This is a genomic window from Adhaeribacter pallidiroseus (genome assembly GCF_003340495.1).
GTDB classification, from domain to species: Bacteria; Bacteroidota; Bacteroidia; order Cytophagales; family Hymenobacteraceae; genus Adhaeribacter; species Adhaeribacter pallidiroseus.
The window spans coordinates 5,889,650-5,906,651 of record NZ_QASA01000001.1; the positions used below are offsets into that span (position 1 = coordinate 5,889,650).

General features: G+C 45.7%; 13 protein-coding genes. 7 read left to right on the forward strand and 6 right to left on the reverse strand.

All coding sequences use genetic code 11. The annotated features are described in order from the left end of the window. Positions 1-121 precede the first annotated feature (121 nt). Together AHMF7616_RS23500 and ispF are read right to left on the reverse strand one after the other, a co-directional pair. On the reverse strand, positions 122-1,768 hold the full coding sequence (locus tag AHMF7616_RS23500) for a M28 family peptidase (RefSeq protein ID WP_115375106.1): 1,647 nt from the start codon (positions 1,766-1,768) through the stop codon (positions 122-124). 170 nt (positions 1,769-1,938) lie between these two features. Continuing rightward, positions 1,939-2,418, reverse strand: a complete 480-nt coding sequence (ispF, locus tag AHMF7616_RS23505; RefSeq protein ID WP_115375749.1) for a 2-C-methyl-D-erythritol 2,4-cyclodiphosphate synthase — start codon at positions 2,416-2,418, stop codon at positions 1,939-1,941. Positions 2,419-2,502: 84 nt separating this feature from the next. Here ispF and AHMF7616_RS23510 point away from each other — a divergent pair, with 84 nt between their 5' ends. Next, positions 2,503-2,799 carry a hypothetical protein gene (locus tag AHMF7616_RS23510; RefSeq protein ID WP_147275767.1) on the forward strand — a complete coding sequence of 99 codons (297 nt, stop codon included), beginning with the start codon at positions 2,503-2,505 and terminating at the stop codon, positions 2,797-2,799. Positions 2,800-3,109: 310 nt separating this feature from the next. On the opposite strand, the gene AHMF7616_RS23515 is transcribed toward AHMF7616_RS23510, so the two are convergent. Further along, positions 3,110-4,579: a nicotinate phosphoribosyltransferase gene (locus AHMF7616_RS23515; protein ID WP_115375108.1), complete on the reverse strand. Its 1,470-nt coding sequence runs from the start codon at positions 4,577-4,579 to the stop codon at positions 3,110-3,112. A gap of 256 nt (positions 4,580-4,835) precedes the next feature. Here AHMF7616_RS23515 and AHMF7616_RS27595 point away from each other — a divergent pair, with 256 nt between their 5' ends. Continuing rightward, on the forward strand, positions 4,836-4,967 hold the full coding sequence (locus AHMF7616_RS27595) for a hypothetical protein (RefSeq protein ID WP_262511737.1): 132 nt from the start codon (positions 4,836-4,838) through the stop codon (positions 4,965-4,967). Between the two features lie 261 nt (positions 4,968-5,228). After that, positions 5,229-5,876, forward strand: coding sequence for a 3-keto-disaccharide hydrolase (locus AHMF7616_RS23520; RefSeq protein WP_115375109.1), 648 nt, complete (start codon positions 5,229-5,231; stop codon positions 5,874-5,876). A gap of 20 nt (positions 5,877-5,896) precedes the next feature. Here the strand turns inward: AHMF7616_RS23520 and AHMF7616_RS23525 are convergent, their stop codons facing one another. Then, entirely contained in the window at positions 5,897-6,958 is a 1,062-nt protein-coding gene (locus AHMF7616_RS23525; protein WP_115375110.1) for an LLM class flavin-dependent oxidoreductase, read from the reverse strand. A 280-nt stretch (positions 6,959-7,238) separates the two neighbouring features. Here AHMF7616_RS23525 and AHMF7616_RS23530 point away from each other — a divergent pair, with 280 nt between their 5' ends. Together AHMF7616_RS23530 and AHMF7616_RS23535 are read left to right on the forward strand one after the other, a co-directional pair. Further along, positions 7,239-7,703 (forward strand): hypothetical protein, encoded by a 465-nt coding sequence (locus AHMF7616_RS23530; protein WP_115375111.1) that lies wholly within the window; start codon positions 7,239-7,241, stop codon positions 7,701-7,703. A gap of 1,036 nt (positions 7,704-8,739) precedes the next feature. Further along, the gene (locus AHMF7616_RS23535) at positions 8,740-11,883 is read left to right on the forward strand and encodes a PQQ-dependent sugar dehydrogenase (protein WP_115375112.1); all 3,144 of its coding nucleotides are present in this window, start codon (positions 8,740-8,742) and stop codon (positions 11,881-11,883) included. A gap of 94 nt (positions 11,884-11,977) precedes the next feature. Here AHMF7616_RS23535 and AHMF7616_RS23540 read toward each other — a convergent pair whose 3' ends face one another. Together AHMF7616_RS23540 and AHMF7616_RS23545 are read right to left on the reverse strand one after the other, a co-directional pair. Then, positions 11,978-12,622 carry an NAD(P)-dependent oxidoreductase gene (locus AHMF7616_RS23540; RefSeq protein WP_115375113.1) on the reverse strand — a complete coding sequence of 215 codons (645 nt, stop codon included), beginning with the start codon at positions 12,620-12,622 and terminating at the stop codon, positions 11,978-11,980. Positions 12,623-12,884: 262 nt separating this feature from the next. Next, positions 12,885-13,724, reverse strand: coding sequence for a sugar phosphate isomerase/epimerase family protein (locus AHMF7616_RS23545; RefSeq protein WP_115375750.1), 840 nt, complete (start codon positions 13,722-13,724; stop codon positions 12,885-12,887). Positions 13,725-14,171: 447 nt separating this feature from the next. Here AHMF7616_RS23545 and AHMF7616_RS23550 point away from each other — a divergent pair, with 447 nt between their 5' ends. Both AHMF7616_RS23550 and AHMF7616_RS23555 read left to right on the forward strand, forming a co-directional pair. Continuing rightward, entirely contained in the window at positions 14,172-15,203 is a 1,032-nt protein-coding gene (locus AHMF7616_RS23550; protein ID WP_115375114.1) for a formylglycine-generating enzyme family protein, read from the forward strand. A 61-nt stretch (positions 15,204-15,264) separates the two neighbouring features. Next, positions 15,265-16,614 carry a Gfo/Idh/MocA family protein gene (locus tag AHMF7616_RS23555; protein ID WP_115375115.1) on the forward strand — a complete coding sequence of 450 codons (1,350 nt, stop codon included), beginning with the start codon at positions 15,265-15,267 and terminating at the stop codon, positions 16,612-16,614. The last annotated feature ends 388 nt before the right edge of the window (positions 16,615-17,002 follow it).

Sequence of the window (17,002 nt, forward strand, 5' to 3'; positions counted from 1 at the left end):
ATAAAACATAAATGGTTCTAAACTTTATTCTTAAAGTAAAAGAATGAAGTTTAGAACCGAGCATAATTGAGAAATGTCAATTTAATGTTTATTTATTATGAAGAATATAATAACACTGAATCTACTTCTTATTGCTATCCACCTTTATCCGGTCGTCGCGGTTGGCGAGCTCCCAGGTGGTGTTAAATACCAGGCGGCCAATTTTTTCAATTTTATCGAATAGAATTTTATCTACTTCGTCGGTATCCTGGTGGTAATCGTCGTGCACGCCGTTAAAGAAAAAGGCTACCGGAATGTTGTGTTTCGCAAAATTATAATGATCGGAACGGTAGTAAAAACGGTTCGGATCTTCGGGATCGTTGAACCGGTAATCTAATTTTAGTTGGGTATATTGTTTGTTCGCCGCTTCGTTAATGGCGTGCAACTCCGACGATAATTTATCGGAACCAATCACGTACACGTAGTTTTTGTCGTTTTCGTGCTCTTTATCCAGGCGGCCAATCATGTCAATATTTAAATCGACTACGGTATTTTCCAAGGGCAGTACCGGATGGTCGGTGTAATACTCGGAGCCCAGCAAACCTTTTTCTTCGCCGGTTACGGTCATAAACAATACGCTGCGGCGGGGGCCGAAACCATCTTTTTTAGCTTGCGCAAATGCTTGCGCCAGTTCCAGTACCGTTACGGTGCCGGAACCGTCGTCGTCGGCGCCATTGTACACTTTACCATCCTGTACACCCACGTGGTCGTAATGCGCGGTTACTACTACAATTTCGTCTTTTTTATCGGTGCCTTCTACCAAGCCCAGCACGTTTTCGGTGGGGAGCGGCTCGCGTTTACGGGCCAACTTTACCTGAATGGTACGGATGGGTTTAAACGGCGAGGCAATGGCCTGGCTGGCTTTGCTTACCTGGCCGTGGTAGGCGGTTAGGTTGCGCGTAGTGGCGTTGAGTAAACGGCCACCCATTTCGGGGCCGATAAAAATGCCGGGTACTTCCGGCGCTTCGGCTTTTTCTTTCGGAAACTTCACCGAGGCCCGTTCGGCTACGGCTTTAATGCGGGCCACGTACTGGTTAAATTCGTCTTGGGAGGTGCGGCTGCTGATTAAAACTACGGCTAAGGCCCCTTTTTGCGCGGCTACGGTACTTTTCTTTTTCCAATCCGTAGACCAGGCCGAAGGTTTGCTGGTTTGGGTAATTAAAGATTTGCCCTGGCGGTTGGTAGGTTCGCCCACGAACATCAGGGCTACTTTACCGGTAACATCCACATTGGTGTAGTCGGTGTAAGCCGAGTCTTCGATGCCGTAACCCACGAACACCGTTTCCAGGTTTTGCTCCGTGGAAAAAGTAGGGTCGCCTTGCACGTAGAAATCATCCAGAAAAATAAACTTTTTGGCATCAATGGTTACATAGCCTTCGTCCCAGGAAGTTTTTTCGAGGTTAAAGGTTTGATAATACGGGTTGCTGCCGTCTTTTACCGGACCAATTAGGCCATCTTCTTTAAATTGTTTAGAGATATATTCGGCGGCCATTTTCTGGCCCTTTTCGCCGGTATCTCGACCTTCGTACTCGTCGGAAGCAATAACGGTTAAGTGTTTGGTTAAGTCGGCGGCGGTAATGGTGGCCGCGTACGTTGGAGCGGCTGCCCGCAGTTTCGTTACATCGGTAATGGCTTTCTCTTCGGCCACACTGCTGATAGCTTTCGGCTTGGAACAACTCGCAGTAATTAAAGTTGCGGCTAAAGCAAGAGTATATAAATTTTTGTTCATTAGGTTACTTTCTGGTGGACAATAAAACGGGGACTACAGCATTAAAATTTAATGGTGAGAAACGAAAAAATTTAAAAAATAGCGGTTACTAGCGTTAAAAATGTTTAAAGCCTGGTTTACAGGTAGTTTATTTGCTTAAACGTTACTACTAAGCATTACAATATACTACACTACGGTTTATAAATTAAAACGGTGGCATAAGCGGCCACCCCTTCTTTTTTACCCACAAAGCCTAGTTTCTCGGTAGTGGTAGCCTTAATGGAGATAGCCTCTTCGGGCAAGTGCATAACTTCAGCCAAACAAGTTTTCATGGCCGGAATGTGCGGATTTACTTTGGGTTCCTGCAAGCAAACGGTGGAATCGATGTTACTAATTTCATAGCCGGCTTCCCGGATGAGTTTTAACACGTCGCGAAGTAAAATTTTACTGTCGATGCCTTTGTACTGCGGATCGGTGTCGGCGAAGTGGTACCCAATGTCGCGCATATTGGCGGCGCCTAGTAACGCATCGCAGATAACGTGGATAAGGACATCGGCGTCGGAGTGGCCCAGCGCCCCGTGCGTATGCGGAATTTGTATGCCGCCCAGCCAAAAATCGAGTCCTTCGCGTAGTTGGTGCACATCGTAGCCGAAGCCGGTTCGTATTTTCATGAAAAATTTAAACATTTCTTTGAAAAGGCAAAAATAAGGATTGTTCCGGGGATGTACGGTATTATTTTACTTAATCTTGGTAAAGTGGAGGGTTGGTTCTTGCTATATGTTTTTACGGCTTTTACCTGGAGCCGGGAACCGGCTCCATACGCGGGTGCTATCTTGTTTGCTGGCTTCAAGTATTGCCTCATGGCTGGCCTCGAAAACCCCTCCGCCTGCGGCAAGCTAAAAACAGGGGAGGAGATGCGACTACTCCTGTTTTCTTCTTTCCTCGCTCCGCTGCGGAGTGCTCCGCACCGGAACACAGGAAGGCCCTCCATAGCCAAACGGGTGTCTTTGCTCTTAGCTACGGCTTTTAAGTACTTGAGCAAAAAAAATTAAATTGATAAATATTAGGAATTAATTACTTGATTAATAGTGCTTTATTATACGAATAACGAACAACTAAAAACGACAAACTACTTAGGTTTGCTGCCGGACTGATTTATATGATTTAAGATTTAGCATTTGTAAAATTTAAAAAACAACAACTTGGCGTAAGTGTTAAGCAAAGCGTTACTTGCACCTACGAACAAGAGTCAGTCTCCCGTCTGACGTTTTAGAGCATGGCTACTTGCTACTCAGACGTTATTTATTTCTACTGGCTACTGTTGTATTATACATCGTTGTTAAGCAGGAACTTTATCTGTTTTTAAGCTTTTTCGCCTTGGCGTAGTTTTAAGATTATTTCTAATTTCTGATGAAACAGGTGGCTTTCCAGGCCAACCGGGTACACGTGCGGGTTTAAGAAGCGACGGGTAGTTTCGTGCAATTGCTGCACCTGGTGGCGGGCATATTGCTGAATAGCGCGGAGATCCGGATTTTGGTAGACTACTTGCCCTTGATGAAAAACAGGAACCAGTAAATCTTGAAAATTGGTAGCATCGGCCATGATTTTGCGCCGAGTTACGTCGTTCGGGTCGATTAAGGTATACGTTGGAGATGTTTCCTCGGAATAAATCATATCGGCAATAAAGCCTTCTTCATTATAAAAACGCCGCACCTGCTGGATACCCGGCGTGGAAATTTTGGCTAGTTGTTCCGATAATTTTAATTTGTATTCCCATTGTCCGGTGCTCGTGTTACGCAGGGCCGCTAATTTATAGACCCCACCCAGCGCCGGTTGGTCGTAAGCAGTTACGAGTTTAGTGCCAATGCCCCAGGTATCAATGCGGGCGCCTTGCAGCTTTAAACTCTGTATCAAATACTCGTCGAGGTCGTTACTGGCCACAATCGAAACTTTCGGAAATCCAGCTTCGTCAAATAGGCGGCGGCCTTCTTTGCTTAAATAAGCCAAATCGCCGGAATCCAGCCGGATGCCCATTAATTCGTGGCCTTGTTCCCGAAGTTTTTTCGCTACTTCCACGGCTTTTTTAATGCCAGCTACGGTATTATAAGTATCTACCAGAAACACGGAATCGTCGGGGAAAACGCTGGCGTAGGCAGCAAAAGCATCTTGTTCTTCGTCGAAACTCATGACCCAACTGTGCGCGTGCGTGCCCCTCACCGGAATATTAAAAATTTGCCCGGCGAGCAGGTTGGAGGTAGCTCCCACGCCGCCAATAAACGCGGCCCGGCTCGCTGATAAAGAGCCATCGGGTCCTTGCGCCCGGCGCATGCCAAATTCCATTACCGGATCTCCCTGCGCCGCTTCCACGATGCGGGTAGCCTTGGTAGCTACCAAAGTCTGGAAATTAATAATGTTCAGTAATGGCGTTTCTACGAGCTGGCACTGCAGAATAGGTCCGGAAATGCGCAGCAGCGGTTCGTTCGGGAAAACCACGGCGCCTTCGGGGATAGCAGCCACGTCGCAGGTAAACTGCATTTGCTCCAGGTATTTTAAAAAACCCGCTTCAAACAACGGTTGGTTGCGATTACCGCGTAAACTGCCCAGGTAAGCCGTGTCTTCCGGGGTAAATTTTAAATGCTGCAAATAATCAATGGCATCGGCTAAACCGGCCGCTACCGTGTAACCACCACTAAACGGGTTTTTCCGGAAGTACAAATGAAAAACTGCTTCTTGTTCGGCCATGCTTTTTTTCCAGTAACCTTGCGCCATGGTAAGCTGGTACAAATCAGTCAGAAGGGCCAAAGACGGACGAAAACGATCGGTGATGTGCATAAGGGCGTTTGATTTTTTTGCAGGTTCGTACGCGGGTTTCCGTAATTTGGTTAATAGGGGAGTAGGGAAGTTGTTGTTCGTATAGCTGATGCAGTTGCCTTGATTTCTTTTTGAAGTTGTTTCATTGCTCAATTCTTTGTTCTTTTTGTCTTGATAGAAGAAACCCTTCCGCCCTAAAGGGCACCTTCCCTAAAAACAGGGAAGGAGAGGCAGCTATTTCTAAAAAACATCAGCAATCAAGCATTTTAATAACTCGATGAATAACAGAGTAGTTAAGCGTCAATCCTTGCACGTGGCGGAGGCTGTTTGTTGCATTGTAGGCGAGCAGATTTTTAAATTTTTAAAATATTTATCTATCCACGGTGTCATTCAGGAGGAACCTATTTAGCTACGCAGCAGCATAATATAAAAAAGCTAAGGCTTATCAAATTTATACACACTTGCCAAAAGAATATAAAGCGCTGCTCAGATAAATCGTTATAATCTTCACCAACTTTCATTTTATTCTTAGCTGTATAAAAGTCTTCTGTTTTTCATTGTAAAGTATAAAAGTTATTTAGCATTTAATAAATAGTAAATAACACTGCTTTTTTAATTTAGAGAGATAAACATTATTTTGCTTTATACTTTCTTTTTACTTACTCAAGCCATGAAAAATAAAAACCCTCTGCGCCTGTGGGGGCTGCGGATAGGATTCTTTTTTTGGAGTAATCTGGCGGTACATGCTCAGAACCCTCACGCAAATAAAGATAAACAGATTTTCACTAGCTTATTCGATGGACATTCTTTAAGTGGCTGGCATACTATCCCGGGCGGTAACTGGCAGGTAGTAAATGGGGCTATTGTGGGCACCAGCACCAAAGACGAGAAACGGCACGGTTTACTCGTGAGCGATAAGGTTTACCAAGATTTTACCGTAAAAGTAAAGTTTCGACCCGTAACCGGCAACAGTGGTTTTTACTTTCGCTGCGAAGAAACTAACAACGAGGTGGGTGTTCATGGTTTTCAGGCCGAAATTGATCCGGAAAAAGATGCGGGTGGTTTGTACGAAACCGGCGGGCGCGAGTGGGTCGTGCAGCCTAAACCCGAAGACGTAAAACGCTGGCTCAAGCCTGGTTTGTGGAACGATATGACTATTATTGCCCGGGGCGGTTACGTAGTCGTGTTTATTAATGGTTACAAAACGGCTTCGCTTAGTAATGATCCAGGCCGCCCGGAAGGCCATCTGGCTTTGCAACTGCACGGCGGCCAAGATATGCACGTGCTGTTTAAGGATATTCAGATTGCAGAGGAGTAAAATTTTAAAAATTCACTTTCCTAGGCATAAAAACCGGGCTCGGGCTTCCAGTTCAGGGCAGCAGTAGGACGAGGCAATTCAAAAACCTGGGCCAGTAATTCGTAACTGCGCAGCCGGTCGGCAAAATCGTGGGTAATGGTTACAATAACCAGTTCGTCTACGTGGTAGGCAGTAGCCATTTCGGTTAGTTTTGCTTTTACTTGCTCCGGCGTACCCGCTACCATGCGCTGGCGGTTGTATTGAATGCGCGCCAGTTCGGCTTCGGTATATTGCTGAGCAATAGCATCTTCATAGGGTGGCACCCCCGCTCGAATGCCTTTTTCTATCCGAAGCATCAATAAATCCATAACTGCCTGTAATTCGCGTGCTTTTTCGTCGGTGTCGGCGCATAATACAAATACGCTGGCATTAGCTTCCGGCGCGGGCAAATTCTCGGACGGCTGAAATTGCGAGCAGTAGGCTTTTACCATCTGCGGACCACCGTTAGGATTAATAAAGTGTGCGAACGAAAAGCCAAAACCAAAATGCGCCGCAAAACTAGCACTTTGCCCACTTGAACTCAGTAACCAAACCGCCGGTACTGTTTCGGCATTAGGCGTAGCCCGGATGTGGACTAAATCGGTGCCTGCTTCAAAAGTATCGTTTAGGTAATGGTTTAAATCGGTAAGCTGCTGCACAAAATCTTGCTCGTTAAAGGTATTGTAAGGATTAAGCGCGTGCGCCGTAATCCGGTCGCTACCCGGAGCCCGGCCAATTCCTAAATCAATCCGGCCCGGAAAAAGGCTTTCGAGCAGCCGGAAATTTTCGGCTACTTTTAAAGCGCTGTAGTGCGGCAGCATTACGCCCCCGGAGCCCACCCGGATGTACTGGGTTTTACCAGCTACATGCGCCACTAAAACTTCCGGCGACGAGCCGGCCAAACCGCGGGTGTTGTGGTGCTCCGATACCCAGAAACGATGATAGCCTAGCTTGTCGGCAGTTTTGGCCAGTTGCACCGTTTCCAAAAGCGCCTGGCGCGCCGTACCGCCTTTGCGAACCGGCGATTGGTCGAGCACACTTAAGCGAATTTTTTTCTCTTTCATGGTCATCAAACTTATTTAGCGGCTCTCTATTTTAGCCAAAATCGGAATAAAAGGTTTGTTTTGAATAAGCTGCTGAAACAGAAATTTTACTATATGCCTAACGCAGAAGTTTGAGAAGATAGCATATAAACTAACTGGTTTTAAGAGTTATTTTATTTCTTATTTACATAAATCGCCAAGCTTTTTTAACTCTGTTTTGCTAAATCCGGGTTTATACGGACTCAAAATAGGTATATTCTTTAAAAACAGTTTACCATTTGTTTTATCTCTAGGCAGCTAAATGCGTACAAGAGATTGGAACTACAGCAAACGCACCATGGAAAAATTTAATAGCTTATCTGGTTATTCCGAACCAAATAAGATACCGGAACAAGTCGCGCAGAACCCAGGTTTGGACAAAATGCCCGCCGAATACGATATAAGTTTTAAAAACATGATGGCCGAAGTTTTTGGTTGGTCGGGTTCGGTATTGAATGTGGCCGGCGAAGATAGCCTGGAAGATGATGCCAGCTGGCAAAACAACGAAGATCCGGAAGCGGCCGAACACAGCGGAGAAAATATTGGCACCGGCACCACTACCGGCGATACCAGCCTGGATCAGGAATTAGCTACGAACGGCGAAGTCGGGGGCAACTTAGCCACCGGTGCCGGAGCAGTGGGTGGAACCGGCGAAATTGGCGGCACTACTACCGGCAGTAACACCGGGGTAGCTGGTATTCCGGGTCAAAACAGCATTAAAAATTAAAAAATGCCATAAGAAAGGCCTCCTTACGGGTGGCTTTTTTTGTTGTTAATTTTGTTGTGAGATCAGCTTGAATTAATATCCTGCTACATCATAGCTAAGTTGATAGGGAAGCGCTTACAGTGTTACTCTTTGGAGCCTTTTTAAGTCTCCATGGCCAAGTGCTATCTAACTTGACACGGCTGAGTTTGCCTCTTGGCCGACGGGGCCCGTTTGGCTCTTCCGGGCGGTCTAAGCTTGTTTTGTTCGGGCCTCACAATGCCTCGTGCCTCGGCACCACAACCAAAGGTTCGCAGAACCCAGAAGGCCCTCCACAGCCAAACTGATGTCAGCTTCTTTTAGCTGCGGCTTTTCGGATTCATTCCGCAAAGTTTGTAGAGTAAGAATTTATATTTATTAGTTGAAATTAAGTAAAAGGACAAATTAAAAGATACATTCCAATATTGAAAATACAAGGTTAAATCACTGATATTTAAATTGTTACGTTTTGTTTTGTCTTGATACTTGTGTCTTACTACTTGTGTCCATTTACTTAACTACCATAATTAAATAAATTTATAATACTGATTTTGTTTCTTTCTTCTGGATCAAACGGTAACTAAGAGCAAATAATGGCAGTTTGGCTGTGGAGCACCTGCCAGGGTCTCGGTTCTGCGCAGCAGAATTCCGTAGACGGAGTCGAGGAAAGAGAGGCTGGCGAGGGCGGAAGAGCCAAACGAGGCCCGCCGGCCACGAGGCAAAACTTGTAGCATCAAGTTAGATAGCACCTGAGCATGGAGACTTGAAAAGGCTCCACAGAATAACGTCAGTATTGTTTTATATCAATACTAATACAAACACATCAAATATTAATACAACTATATCAAAAATAGTTGCGCAAACGCACCAAAATAAATGGGTTCCTGTTATTTGCACGTAAAATTTCCAGAGCCCCGGTTTTTTCTAAAGAAATCTGACTAAATTACCAGCCAATTAGATGAACCCGGATGATCCTGAACCATCTTTGGATCAAGGGAATATTTGTTAATTTATTTCTTTCATGTCAAACAAAAAAACATTACGAAAACAACTACTTACGGGCTCCTGCTGGAGTTTATTGGTCCTGGCTTTTTACGCGTGTACCAACCTGGGGCACGAGAAAAAAGTTTTAGTTTTTACGCAACCTAAAACCAGTCCAGAAGCCGCTACGGCCGGCGTTTTCGCGCTGCAAAAATTAGCACCCGACCACAAATTTAAAGTAGATACTGCTTTTACGGCTTCCCGGATAACCGAAGACTCTTTGAAAAACTATGCGGCCGTGGTATTTTTAAATTCCAGCCCCGAAGCCCTGGGTCATAGCCAGCAGGTAGATTTAGAGCGGTTTGTGCAGGCCGGTGGTAAAGTAATTAAACCCGAGCCAGTAACTACTCCCGAAAAGTTTAACGATGCGACATACCAGAAGCAACTAGGAACCAACATTGAATCGGAAATTGCGAAAACTGAAAAGCTCGACTACAGCAAAGCAACCGTAGCCCGCGTGCCCGAAGAAAGCCGCTTTGTGCAGCAAGTTCTGGATCAAAACCTGGATGAGCCCATGCAAATGACCGTGCTGGACGAAGGCAAGGTATTGTTTATTGAACGCCGCGGTAACGTGAAACTGTATGACCCGGCTAAAAAAGCAACCCGGGTAATTTCTAAATTTACCGTGCACACCGAAGGCAACTACGAAGATGGTTTGCTGGGCGTAACCAAAGACCCGAATTTTTCAAAAAACCATTGGGTGTATTTCTATTATTCCCCGGAAGTAAAAGAATCCAAGCAAAACTTATCCCGGTTTACCATGATCGGCGATAGCCTGGATATGAAATCCGAAACTTTGGTTATGGAAGTGCCGGTGCAACGCGAAACTTGCTGCCACTCGGCCGGTGGTTTGGTATTTGGCCCGGAAGGTTACCTGTACATTTCTACCGGTGATAATACCAGCTCCAAAGAATCCGATGGTTTCTCGCCGCTGGATGAACGTCCCGGTCGCGGACCTTTCGATTCGCAGAAATCATCGGGTAATACCAACGATTTACGCGGTAAAATTTTACGCATTATCCCGAAAGCCGAAGGTGGTTACGATATTCCGGAAGGTAACTTGTTCCCGAAAGGCACCCCAAAAACTCGTCCCGAAATTTACGTGATGGGTACCCGCAACGCTTTCCGGTTCTCCATCGATGCCAAAACCAAATATTTATACTGGGGCGACGTAGGCCCGGATGGCGGTAAAGACGGTCCGCAAGGCCCGCGCAGCTACGACGAATGGAACCAGGCCCGCAAAGCCGGTAACCACGGCTGGCCGTATTTTGTAGGCGATAACAAACCGTACTCCGATTGGGATTTTGCTACCAACACGGCCGGTCCACTTTTCGATCCCGCCCGACCAGTAAACAAATCGCCGAACAATACCGGTATGGAAGTATTACCGCCGGCGCAATTGCCGATGATCTGGTACCCGTACGACGAATCGAAAGAGTTTCCGGAATTAGGCAAAGGCTCACGTAGCGCCATGGCGGGTCCGGTGTATTACTCCGAGATGTACGGCGACAGCAAAAAGAAATTCCCGGCTTATTACGATGGCAAGTTATTTATCTACGAGTGGGCCCGCAGCTGGGTAAAAGTTATCAGCTTTAACGAAGATGGTACTTTAAAGAAAATTGAGCCTTTCCTGCCGAATTCCGAAGTATTTAAACCGATTGACATGCAGTTTGGTCCGGATGGGGCCATGTATTTACTGCAATACGGGGCCAATTACTTTGCCCGTAACCCCGATGCCCGTTTAGTACGCATTGAATACACCGAAGGCAACCGCGCCCCGGTGGCCACGATTGTGGCGGATAAGCAAGTAGGAGCGGCCCCGTTACAGGTAAAATTATCGGCCAAAGAATCGTACGACTACGACAAAACCGATAAGTTAACGTACGAGTGGCGCTTAACGCCGGGCGGTGAAGTTACTTCGCGCGAAGCCGATGCCACTTTTACCCTGGATAAGCCGGGTGTATACAAACCCGAGCTTACCGTGAAAGACGACAAAGGTGAAACCACCATTACCCAAACCGAAATTAAGGTAGGTAACGAACCACCGCAGGTAGTAGTGGATATTACCGGCAACCGGTCGTTCTTCTTCGATAATAATACTTTTAATTACAACGTAAAAGTAAGCGATAAAGAAGAAGGCAGCCTAGGCCAGGGAATTGATGCCAGCCAGGTAGTATTAGCTTTTGATTATTTACCGCAGGGCAAAGATTACGCGCTGATTTCGGCGGCTTCTAAATCGGGCAACGTGGCTACTAAATTTTTGAAAGGAAAAGCCTTAATTGATGGCAGCGATTGTAAATCGTGTCACGATTTAGAAAAAAAATCCATCGGGCCGAGCTACAAAATGGTGTCGGAACGTTATGCGGCGGCCGGCGAAAATTCGGTTGGTTTCCTGGCCGAAAAAATTATTAAAGGCGGTAATGGCAACTGGGGGCACAGCTTAATGGCGGCGCATCCGCAACACAGCAAAGCCGAAACTTCGGATATGGTACGGTATATTTTATCGCTTTCGGCTACTAACAATGCGGGGGGCAGCCTGCCGTTACAAGGTAAGTTTACCACCAAAGAGCATATCGGTACCGGCGAGGAAGGGTCGTACATTATTACGGCTAGTTACCGCGATAAAGGCAGCGAGTTTACCGGCCCATTAACTGACCGTAAAACCTTGGTGCTGCGCCACCCGAAAGTGCAAGCTGAAGATTATGACGGCTATCAGCAAATTAATACGCAGCGACCGCCTAATTCCGGTGGTTTAGGTTACGTCGATAAAATTCAAAATAATTCCTGGATTTCGTTTAAAAACATCGACCTGACCGGTATTGAAAGTTTAGTGTTCCGGGTGAATGCCAACGGTACCCGGTATCCGGGCGGTACCATTGAGGTACACAGCGGTTCTCTGGAGGGGCCGGTAGTAGCTACGGCGGTAATTAAAAATACTATGGTGGAAGCCAAAGGCCCGTTAATGGCCAACGATCCGCGCTGGACGGAAATAGCGGCTTCTGTTACCAATTCCGGTGCTAAACCGCAGGATTTGTACGTAGTGTTCCAAAACAAAGAAGTGGCTAAACGCGATTTGTTCTTACTCGATTGGATTAACTTTAACCGGAAAAGCCCGCGATCTTAATCCGTAATAATTTTAAAAAAGCCGCTGCCTTTATTAGGTAGCGGCTTTTTGCTTTTCAAAGAAAGCAGCAGGTAAACTAAGTTTTTATCTGCATTCAGCTATTAGCGATAAAGGGCGCTTGCTTTACAAATTCATCCGAGTCTAATTGTTCTATCAGAAAACAGGCTAAGTCCGTGGCGCTGATTTTATCGTCCGGGCAATCTTCTAAACTTACCTGTATTTTTCTTCTTTCATCGGTTTGCTCAATTAAAGGCAATCTAACCAGAGTCCAGTCTGTTTTACTGGCGGCCAGAATCTCGTACTCGGTTTGTTTATCCTGGGTACTGATGGGGTAATGCGTGTACATCCAACCGGTAGCTGCTTGCGTTTTCGGACTTTTCTTATCAGATGGCGTGTTTACATTCAGGCCGGTTATAGCTATATACCGCGAAATGGCGTGCGCTTGCATCGCCTGTAAAATATGCGTGGTAGCTTGGCTGAAAAGGGTAGGTTTGCTAGCGGGCTGCCCTAAACCCAAAGTGCTGATTACCGCCTGGCAGCCTTCCAGTAAAGCCGATATACTGGTGTAATCCTGGGCATTGCCATAAACTACTTGAATAAGCGGGTCTATTTTTTTAAATTTTTCCGGATTGCGGACGAGAATTTTAAAAGGAATACTTTTGGCAAGAAGTTGATGAACCAGGTATTGACCGGCTTTTCCGGTGCCGCCCAATACGGCTATTTTTAAATTTGCTTTCATGATTGCTTTATAAAATAATTAATACATAACTGTTGCGGGACTTTCGGAGAAGAGCCCGGAGCGACCGGAACCAGTATGGCTCCTGATCAGAGAGTATTATTTTATAAAACAGTTTTAATACTACAAATCTATACTATTTGCCGTATTTCGCAAGTACTGTAGGATATAAGCTAGAAACTAAAACAGCCAACTCGCTAATAGAAAGTTGGCTGTTTTGGTTTTTAGCGTTGGGGAGCTTCTACCGGTTAAACTATCAGGTTGATCAAACCTTCAGCTTATTCAAGTAATCAATATTGTGTTTTACGCTGTCCATGGGGTCGCCGGCGTATTCTTCTTGTTCTACAAAGTAGTATTTTAAACCGGATTTATCGGCGTTCTGGAACAAGCGGGCAATGTTTAAGCTGCCTTTGCCAAACTCGGTACTCACCGGTTCCGACTTTTTCATATCTTTTAAGTGCCACAACGGAAAACGGTTCGGGTAGCGGGTAAAATAATCAATCGGGTCGAAACCGGAGGCTACTACCCAACCTAAATCCAATTCCCATTTTACCAGGTTCGGGTCCGTCTCGGCCAGTAACAAATCGTACAACACTTTGCCTTCCACTTTCTCGAACTCGTACTCGTGGTTGTGGTAGCCAAATATTAAACCGGCTTTTTTACATTCTTCGCCGGCTTTGTTAAACTGGTTGGCTACTTTCTGGTAATTGCTAATGGTCTGGCCTTCGCTGGGTAACGACGAACAAACCAAATACTGCTGACCCGTTTCGGCGGCATCAGCCACCGTTTTTTGCCAGTCTTTATCGATGTGCACGTGGCCACTGCGCAGGTTCATGCCTAAGTCGTGTACCAGTTTTTTAAATTCTTTGGGTGAATAGCCGTAATAATTACCCTTCGCGCTTCGCGCCGATTCGAGTTCTTTGTAGCCATAAGCCGCTAATTTTTTTAAAGTGTTGGGCACACTGGCTTCCAGTTCTTTCCGGACCGTATATAATTGAATGCCGGCCGCTTTGGGTTTGGCAGCCGCATTGGCCAGAAAAGGAAGCGCAGCCGCCCCCAACGTAAGAGAGCCAGCTTGTTTTAGAAAATTCCGACGATTTATCATAAGTACTAAATAAGAATAATTTTTAAATTTTAAGCGTTTTTGCAACTGTTAAAGATACAATAACCGGGCAATTGCTTTTAAAAACTCTTTATTTATTTTTTGAGAATACCTGAAAGCAAAAACAAACGGAGTATTTATGATTGGTAAATCATATACCGATTTTTTAGATTAACCGATAGCTTGCGATCAAAGAGAATTAAGAATTTTAAAAGAGAGTTCTGCTTAAAAATTTAAAAAAAGTAGCTTTTGATGAGGAAAATAGCTGATAAAACATTATTAATAAAAACACTTAAAGGTTAACAACCTCGTAATAATTACGCAAAAATTATGAAAAAATTATAAATCTTGAATTTGTACTAGGACTTACTGTTTAATTTACAATAAAAAAAGGTTAACTTCGGTAGATTTTGTCAGCAACTGACAGGTAATCAAAGGCTTTATCTACTGATGAATTTAAATAAATTTTTTTTATCCGGGACAATTCTTTTGCTGCTAACTACCGGATTTGCCAACAAACCCCAACCTTCTACCGCTGTCGCTGCTCTTCAAGAAGAAAAATTCGATTCTTATAAGGAGCTTATTCCGGGTTCTAAAGTTTCTTTTGAGTTAGTACCCGTAAAAGGTGGCGAGTTTTTGATGGGCAGCCCGGCCACCGAAGCCAAGCGCAAACCCGATGAAGGACCGCAGCACAAAGTAAAAATTGAACCCTTCTGGATGGGTAAATACGAAGTTACCTGGGACGAATTTGAAATTTTCGTGTACAAAGAAATAGAAAAGCAATCTCAGAATGCTTCTTCTATGGCCGCCACCGGCCCTTCCGATGCGGTTTCGCGGCCTAGCCCGCCGTACCTCGATATGACCTTTGGCATGGGTAAAAGTGGCTTTCCGGCCATAAACATGACCCAGTTTGGCGCGCTAACTTACTGCAAGTGGCTTACCGCCAAAACCGGGCATTTTTACCGTTTACCCACCGAAGCCGAATGGGAGTACGCCTGCCGGGCCGGGGCTACTACCGCTTACGCCTTTGGCGACGATCCCGCTCAGCTGGATGAGTATGGCTGGAACTTTAACAACAGCAACGCCGGCACTAAAAAAGTAGGCAGTAAAAAACCCAACGCCTTTGGCTTGTACGACATGCACGGCAACGTAGCCGAATGGACCCTGGACCAGTACGATCCTAACTTTTACACCCAATTTGCTAAAAATACCGCTACCAACCCATGGTTAAAACCAACTAAGTTATACGCCCACACCTTACGGGGCGGTTCCTGGGACGATGATCCGGATGCGTTGCGCAGTGCGGCCCGGCAATTCTCGAAACCCGTCTGGAAGCAGCGCGACCCGCAGATTCCGAAAAGCCAGTGGTGGTTTACCGATGCGCCTTTTATTGGGTTTCGGGTGGTGCGACCACTTAAACAACCTTCCGCCGAAGAAATTGCGAAATACTGGTCGGAGCCGATTAAAGATTATGGGTCCTGAGTTGTCCGGCAAAGTAAAAATTTAAAAAAGTAAATAATTATTAACCAAAATAGCTACCATCATGAGCGAAGAAAAAGACCTCCAAAATCCATTTCCCCATCTGTCGCGGCGGGGTTTCTTTAAAGGTTCAGCGGCCCTTCTGGGAGGTGCCCTGGTTAGCCAGATTCCGTTCGAGACCAATGCGTATGCCCGTTATGGTGCCGACGATACCCTGAAGATAGCTTTAGTGGGTTGCGGGGGGCGCGGTAGGGGTGCTGCTATTCAGGCTTTGAGTACACAAGGTAAAGTAAAACTGGTAGCTATGGCCGATGCTTTCCGTGACAACCTCGACGAAAGTTTTACGATTATTGGTACTAGATTCCCCGATAAAAACCGGTTTGATGTACCGGAGAAAAACAAATTTGTAGGTTTTGATGCTTACAAAAAAGCCATTGCTTTAGCCGATGTGGTTATTTTGGCTACGCCTCCGGGCTTCCGCCCGATTCATTTTGAAGAAGCGGTGAACGCGGGCAAGCATATTTTCGCCGAAAAACCCATGGCAACTGATGCTCCCGGCGTACGTCGCGTGTTAGCTGCGGCGGAGGTAGCGAAAAAGAAAAATTTAAAAGTAGTGGTGGGTTTACAGCGCCGTTACCAGAATGCGTATCTGGAAACCTTGAAGCGCGTAAACGATGGCTCTATTGGCGATATAACCAGTGCCCAGGCTTACTGGCATAACGCCGGCGTATGGGTGCGCCCGCGCAAAGAAGGCCAAACCGAGATGGAATACCAGATGCGCAACTGGTACTACTTTAACTGGCTCTGCGGCGACCATATTCTGGAGCAGCACATCCACAACATCGACGTTATTAACTGGGTGAAAAACGCGTATCCGGTTTCGGCGCAAGGCATGGGTGGCCGCCAGGTGCGGAACGGCAAAGACCACGGCGAAATTTTTGATCACCATTACGTAGAATTTACTTACGCCGATGGTACCATCTTTAACAGCCAGTGCCGCCACCAGCCCGGCACCATGAACCGCGTAGAAGAAGTATTAATAGGCACTAAAGGCCGGGTAACGCTTTCCGGCGATGGTAAAGGCGTTGTTACCGACCTAAAAGGTACTTCCATCTACAACCATCGCGCTAAAAACGATCCGGATCCGTACCAAACCGAGCACGACCGCTTGTTCGCGGCTATCCGCAACAACACGCCGGTAAACGATGCCGAATACGGTGCCAAGAGTACCATGACCGCTATTCTGGGCCGCAACGCTACTTACTCCGGACAAGTAGTGAAATGGGACGATGCCCTAAATACGCAGCTTAGCATTATGCCGGAGAAATTTGCCTTTGATGCGCCCACGCCTACCAAACCCGATGCCAACGGATTTTACCCGATACCAACGCCCGGCGTAACCCGCGTTATTTAAATAATTTTAAAATTTAAGCTAAAAAGGCCTTCCGGAATTAGGAAGGCCTTTTTTTTGTGCATTTGGGTTTATAAAGTTTAAATAATTATTTCGGGATAATCATGTTCCATCCAATCATCTTCAAAATCAAAAAAATTTAATAGATGAGATGGCTATTGAATATGGTTCCAGGTTACTGGGTTTTTTAACTTATGAAAATGCGATTTCTTGTTTCAGGAAATTATTTTTAACCTTAAGGTTTTCCGGAGAAGTAAAGCAACTATTTAGCTGTTATTTGCTTGCGGGGATGGTTGCTTTGCAGAAAATCCACAGCGCCTGGATGATTTATAAATTAAAATGTTTAGATTAATTAATGAATAATAAGGCCAGAAAACAGTAAACTTCTTCG

What these genes read in the sequence shown, in the direction of transcription:
- AHMF7616_RS23500 (WP_115375106.1), bottom strand. Translation starts at nt 1,768, where the DNA reads ATGAACAAAAATTTATATACTCTTGCTTTAGCCGCAACTTTAATTACT.
- ispF (WP_115375749.1), bottom strand. Translation starts at nt 2,418, where the DNA reads ATGAAAATACGAACCGGCTTCGGCTACGATGTGCACCAACTACGCGAA.
- AHMF7616_RS23515 (WP_115375108.1), bottom strand. Translation starts at nt 4,579, where the DNA reads ATGCACATCACCGATCGTTTTCGTCCGTCTTTGGCCCTTCTGACTGAT.
- AHMF7616_RS27595 (WP_262511737.1), top strand. Translation starts at nt 4,836, where the DNA reads ATGAATAACAGAGTAGTTAAGCGTCAATCCTTGCACGTGGCGGAGGCT.
- AHMF7616_RS23520 (WP_115375109.1), top strand. Translation starts at nt 5,229, where the DNA reads ATGAAAAATAAAAACCCTCTGCGCCTGTGGGGGCTGCGGATAGGATTC.
- AHMF7616_RS23525 (WP_115375110.1), bottom strand. Translation starts at nt 6,958, where the DNA reads ATGAAAGAGAAAAAAATTCGCTTAAGTGTGCTCGACCAATCGCCGGTT.
- AHMF7616_RS23530 (WP_115375111.1), top strand. Translation starts at nt 7,239, where the DNA reads ATGCGTACAAGAGATTGGAACTACAGCAAACGCACCATGGAAAAATTT.
- AHMF7616_RS23535 (WP_115375112.1), top strand. Translation starts at nt 8,740, where the DNA reads ATGTCAAACAAAAAAACATTACGAAAACAACTACTTACGGGCTCCTGC.
- AHMF7616_RS23540 (WP_115375113.1), bottom strand. Translation starts at nt 12,622, where the DNA reads ATGAAAGCAAATTTAAAAATAGCCGTATTGGGCGGCACCGGAAAAGCC.
- AHMF7616_RS23545 (WP_115375750.1), bottom strand. Translation starts at nt 13,724, where the DNA reads ATGATAAATCGTCGGAATTTTCTAAAACAAGCTGGCTCTCTTACGTTG.
- AHMF7616_RS23550 (WP_115375114.1), top strand. Translation starts at nt 14,172, where the DNA reads ATGAATTTAAATAAATTTTTTTTATCCGGGACAATTCTTTTGCTGCTA.
- AHMF7616_RS23555 (WP_115375115.1), top strand. Translation starts at nt 15,265, where the DNA reads ATGAGCGAAGAAAAAGACCTCCAAAATCCATTTCCCCATCTGTCGCGG.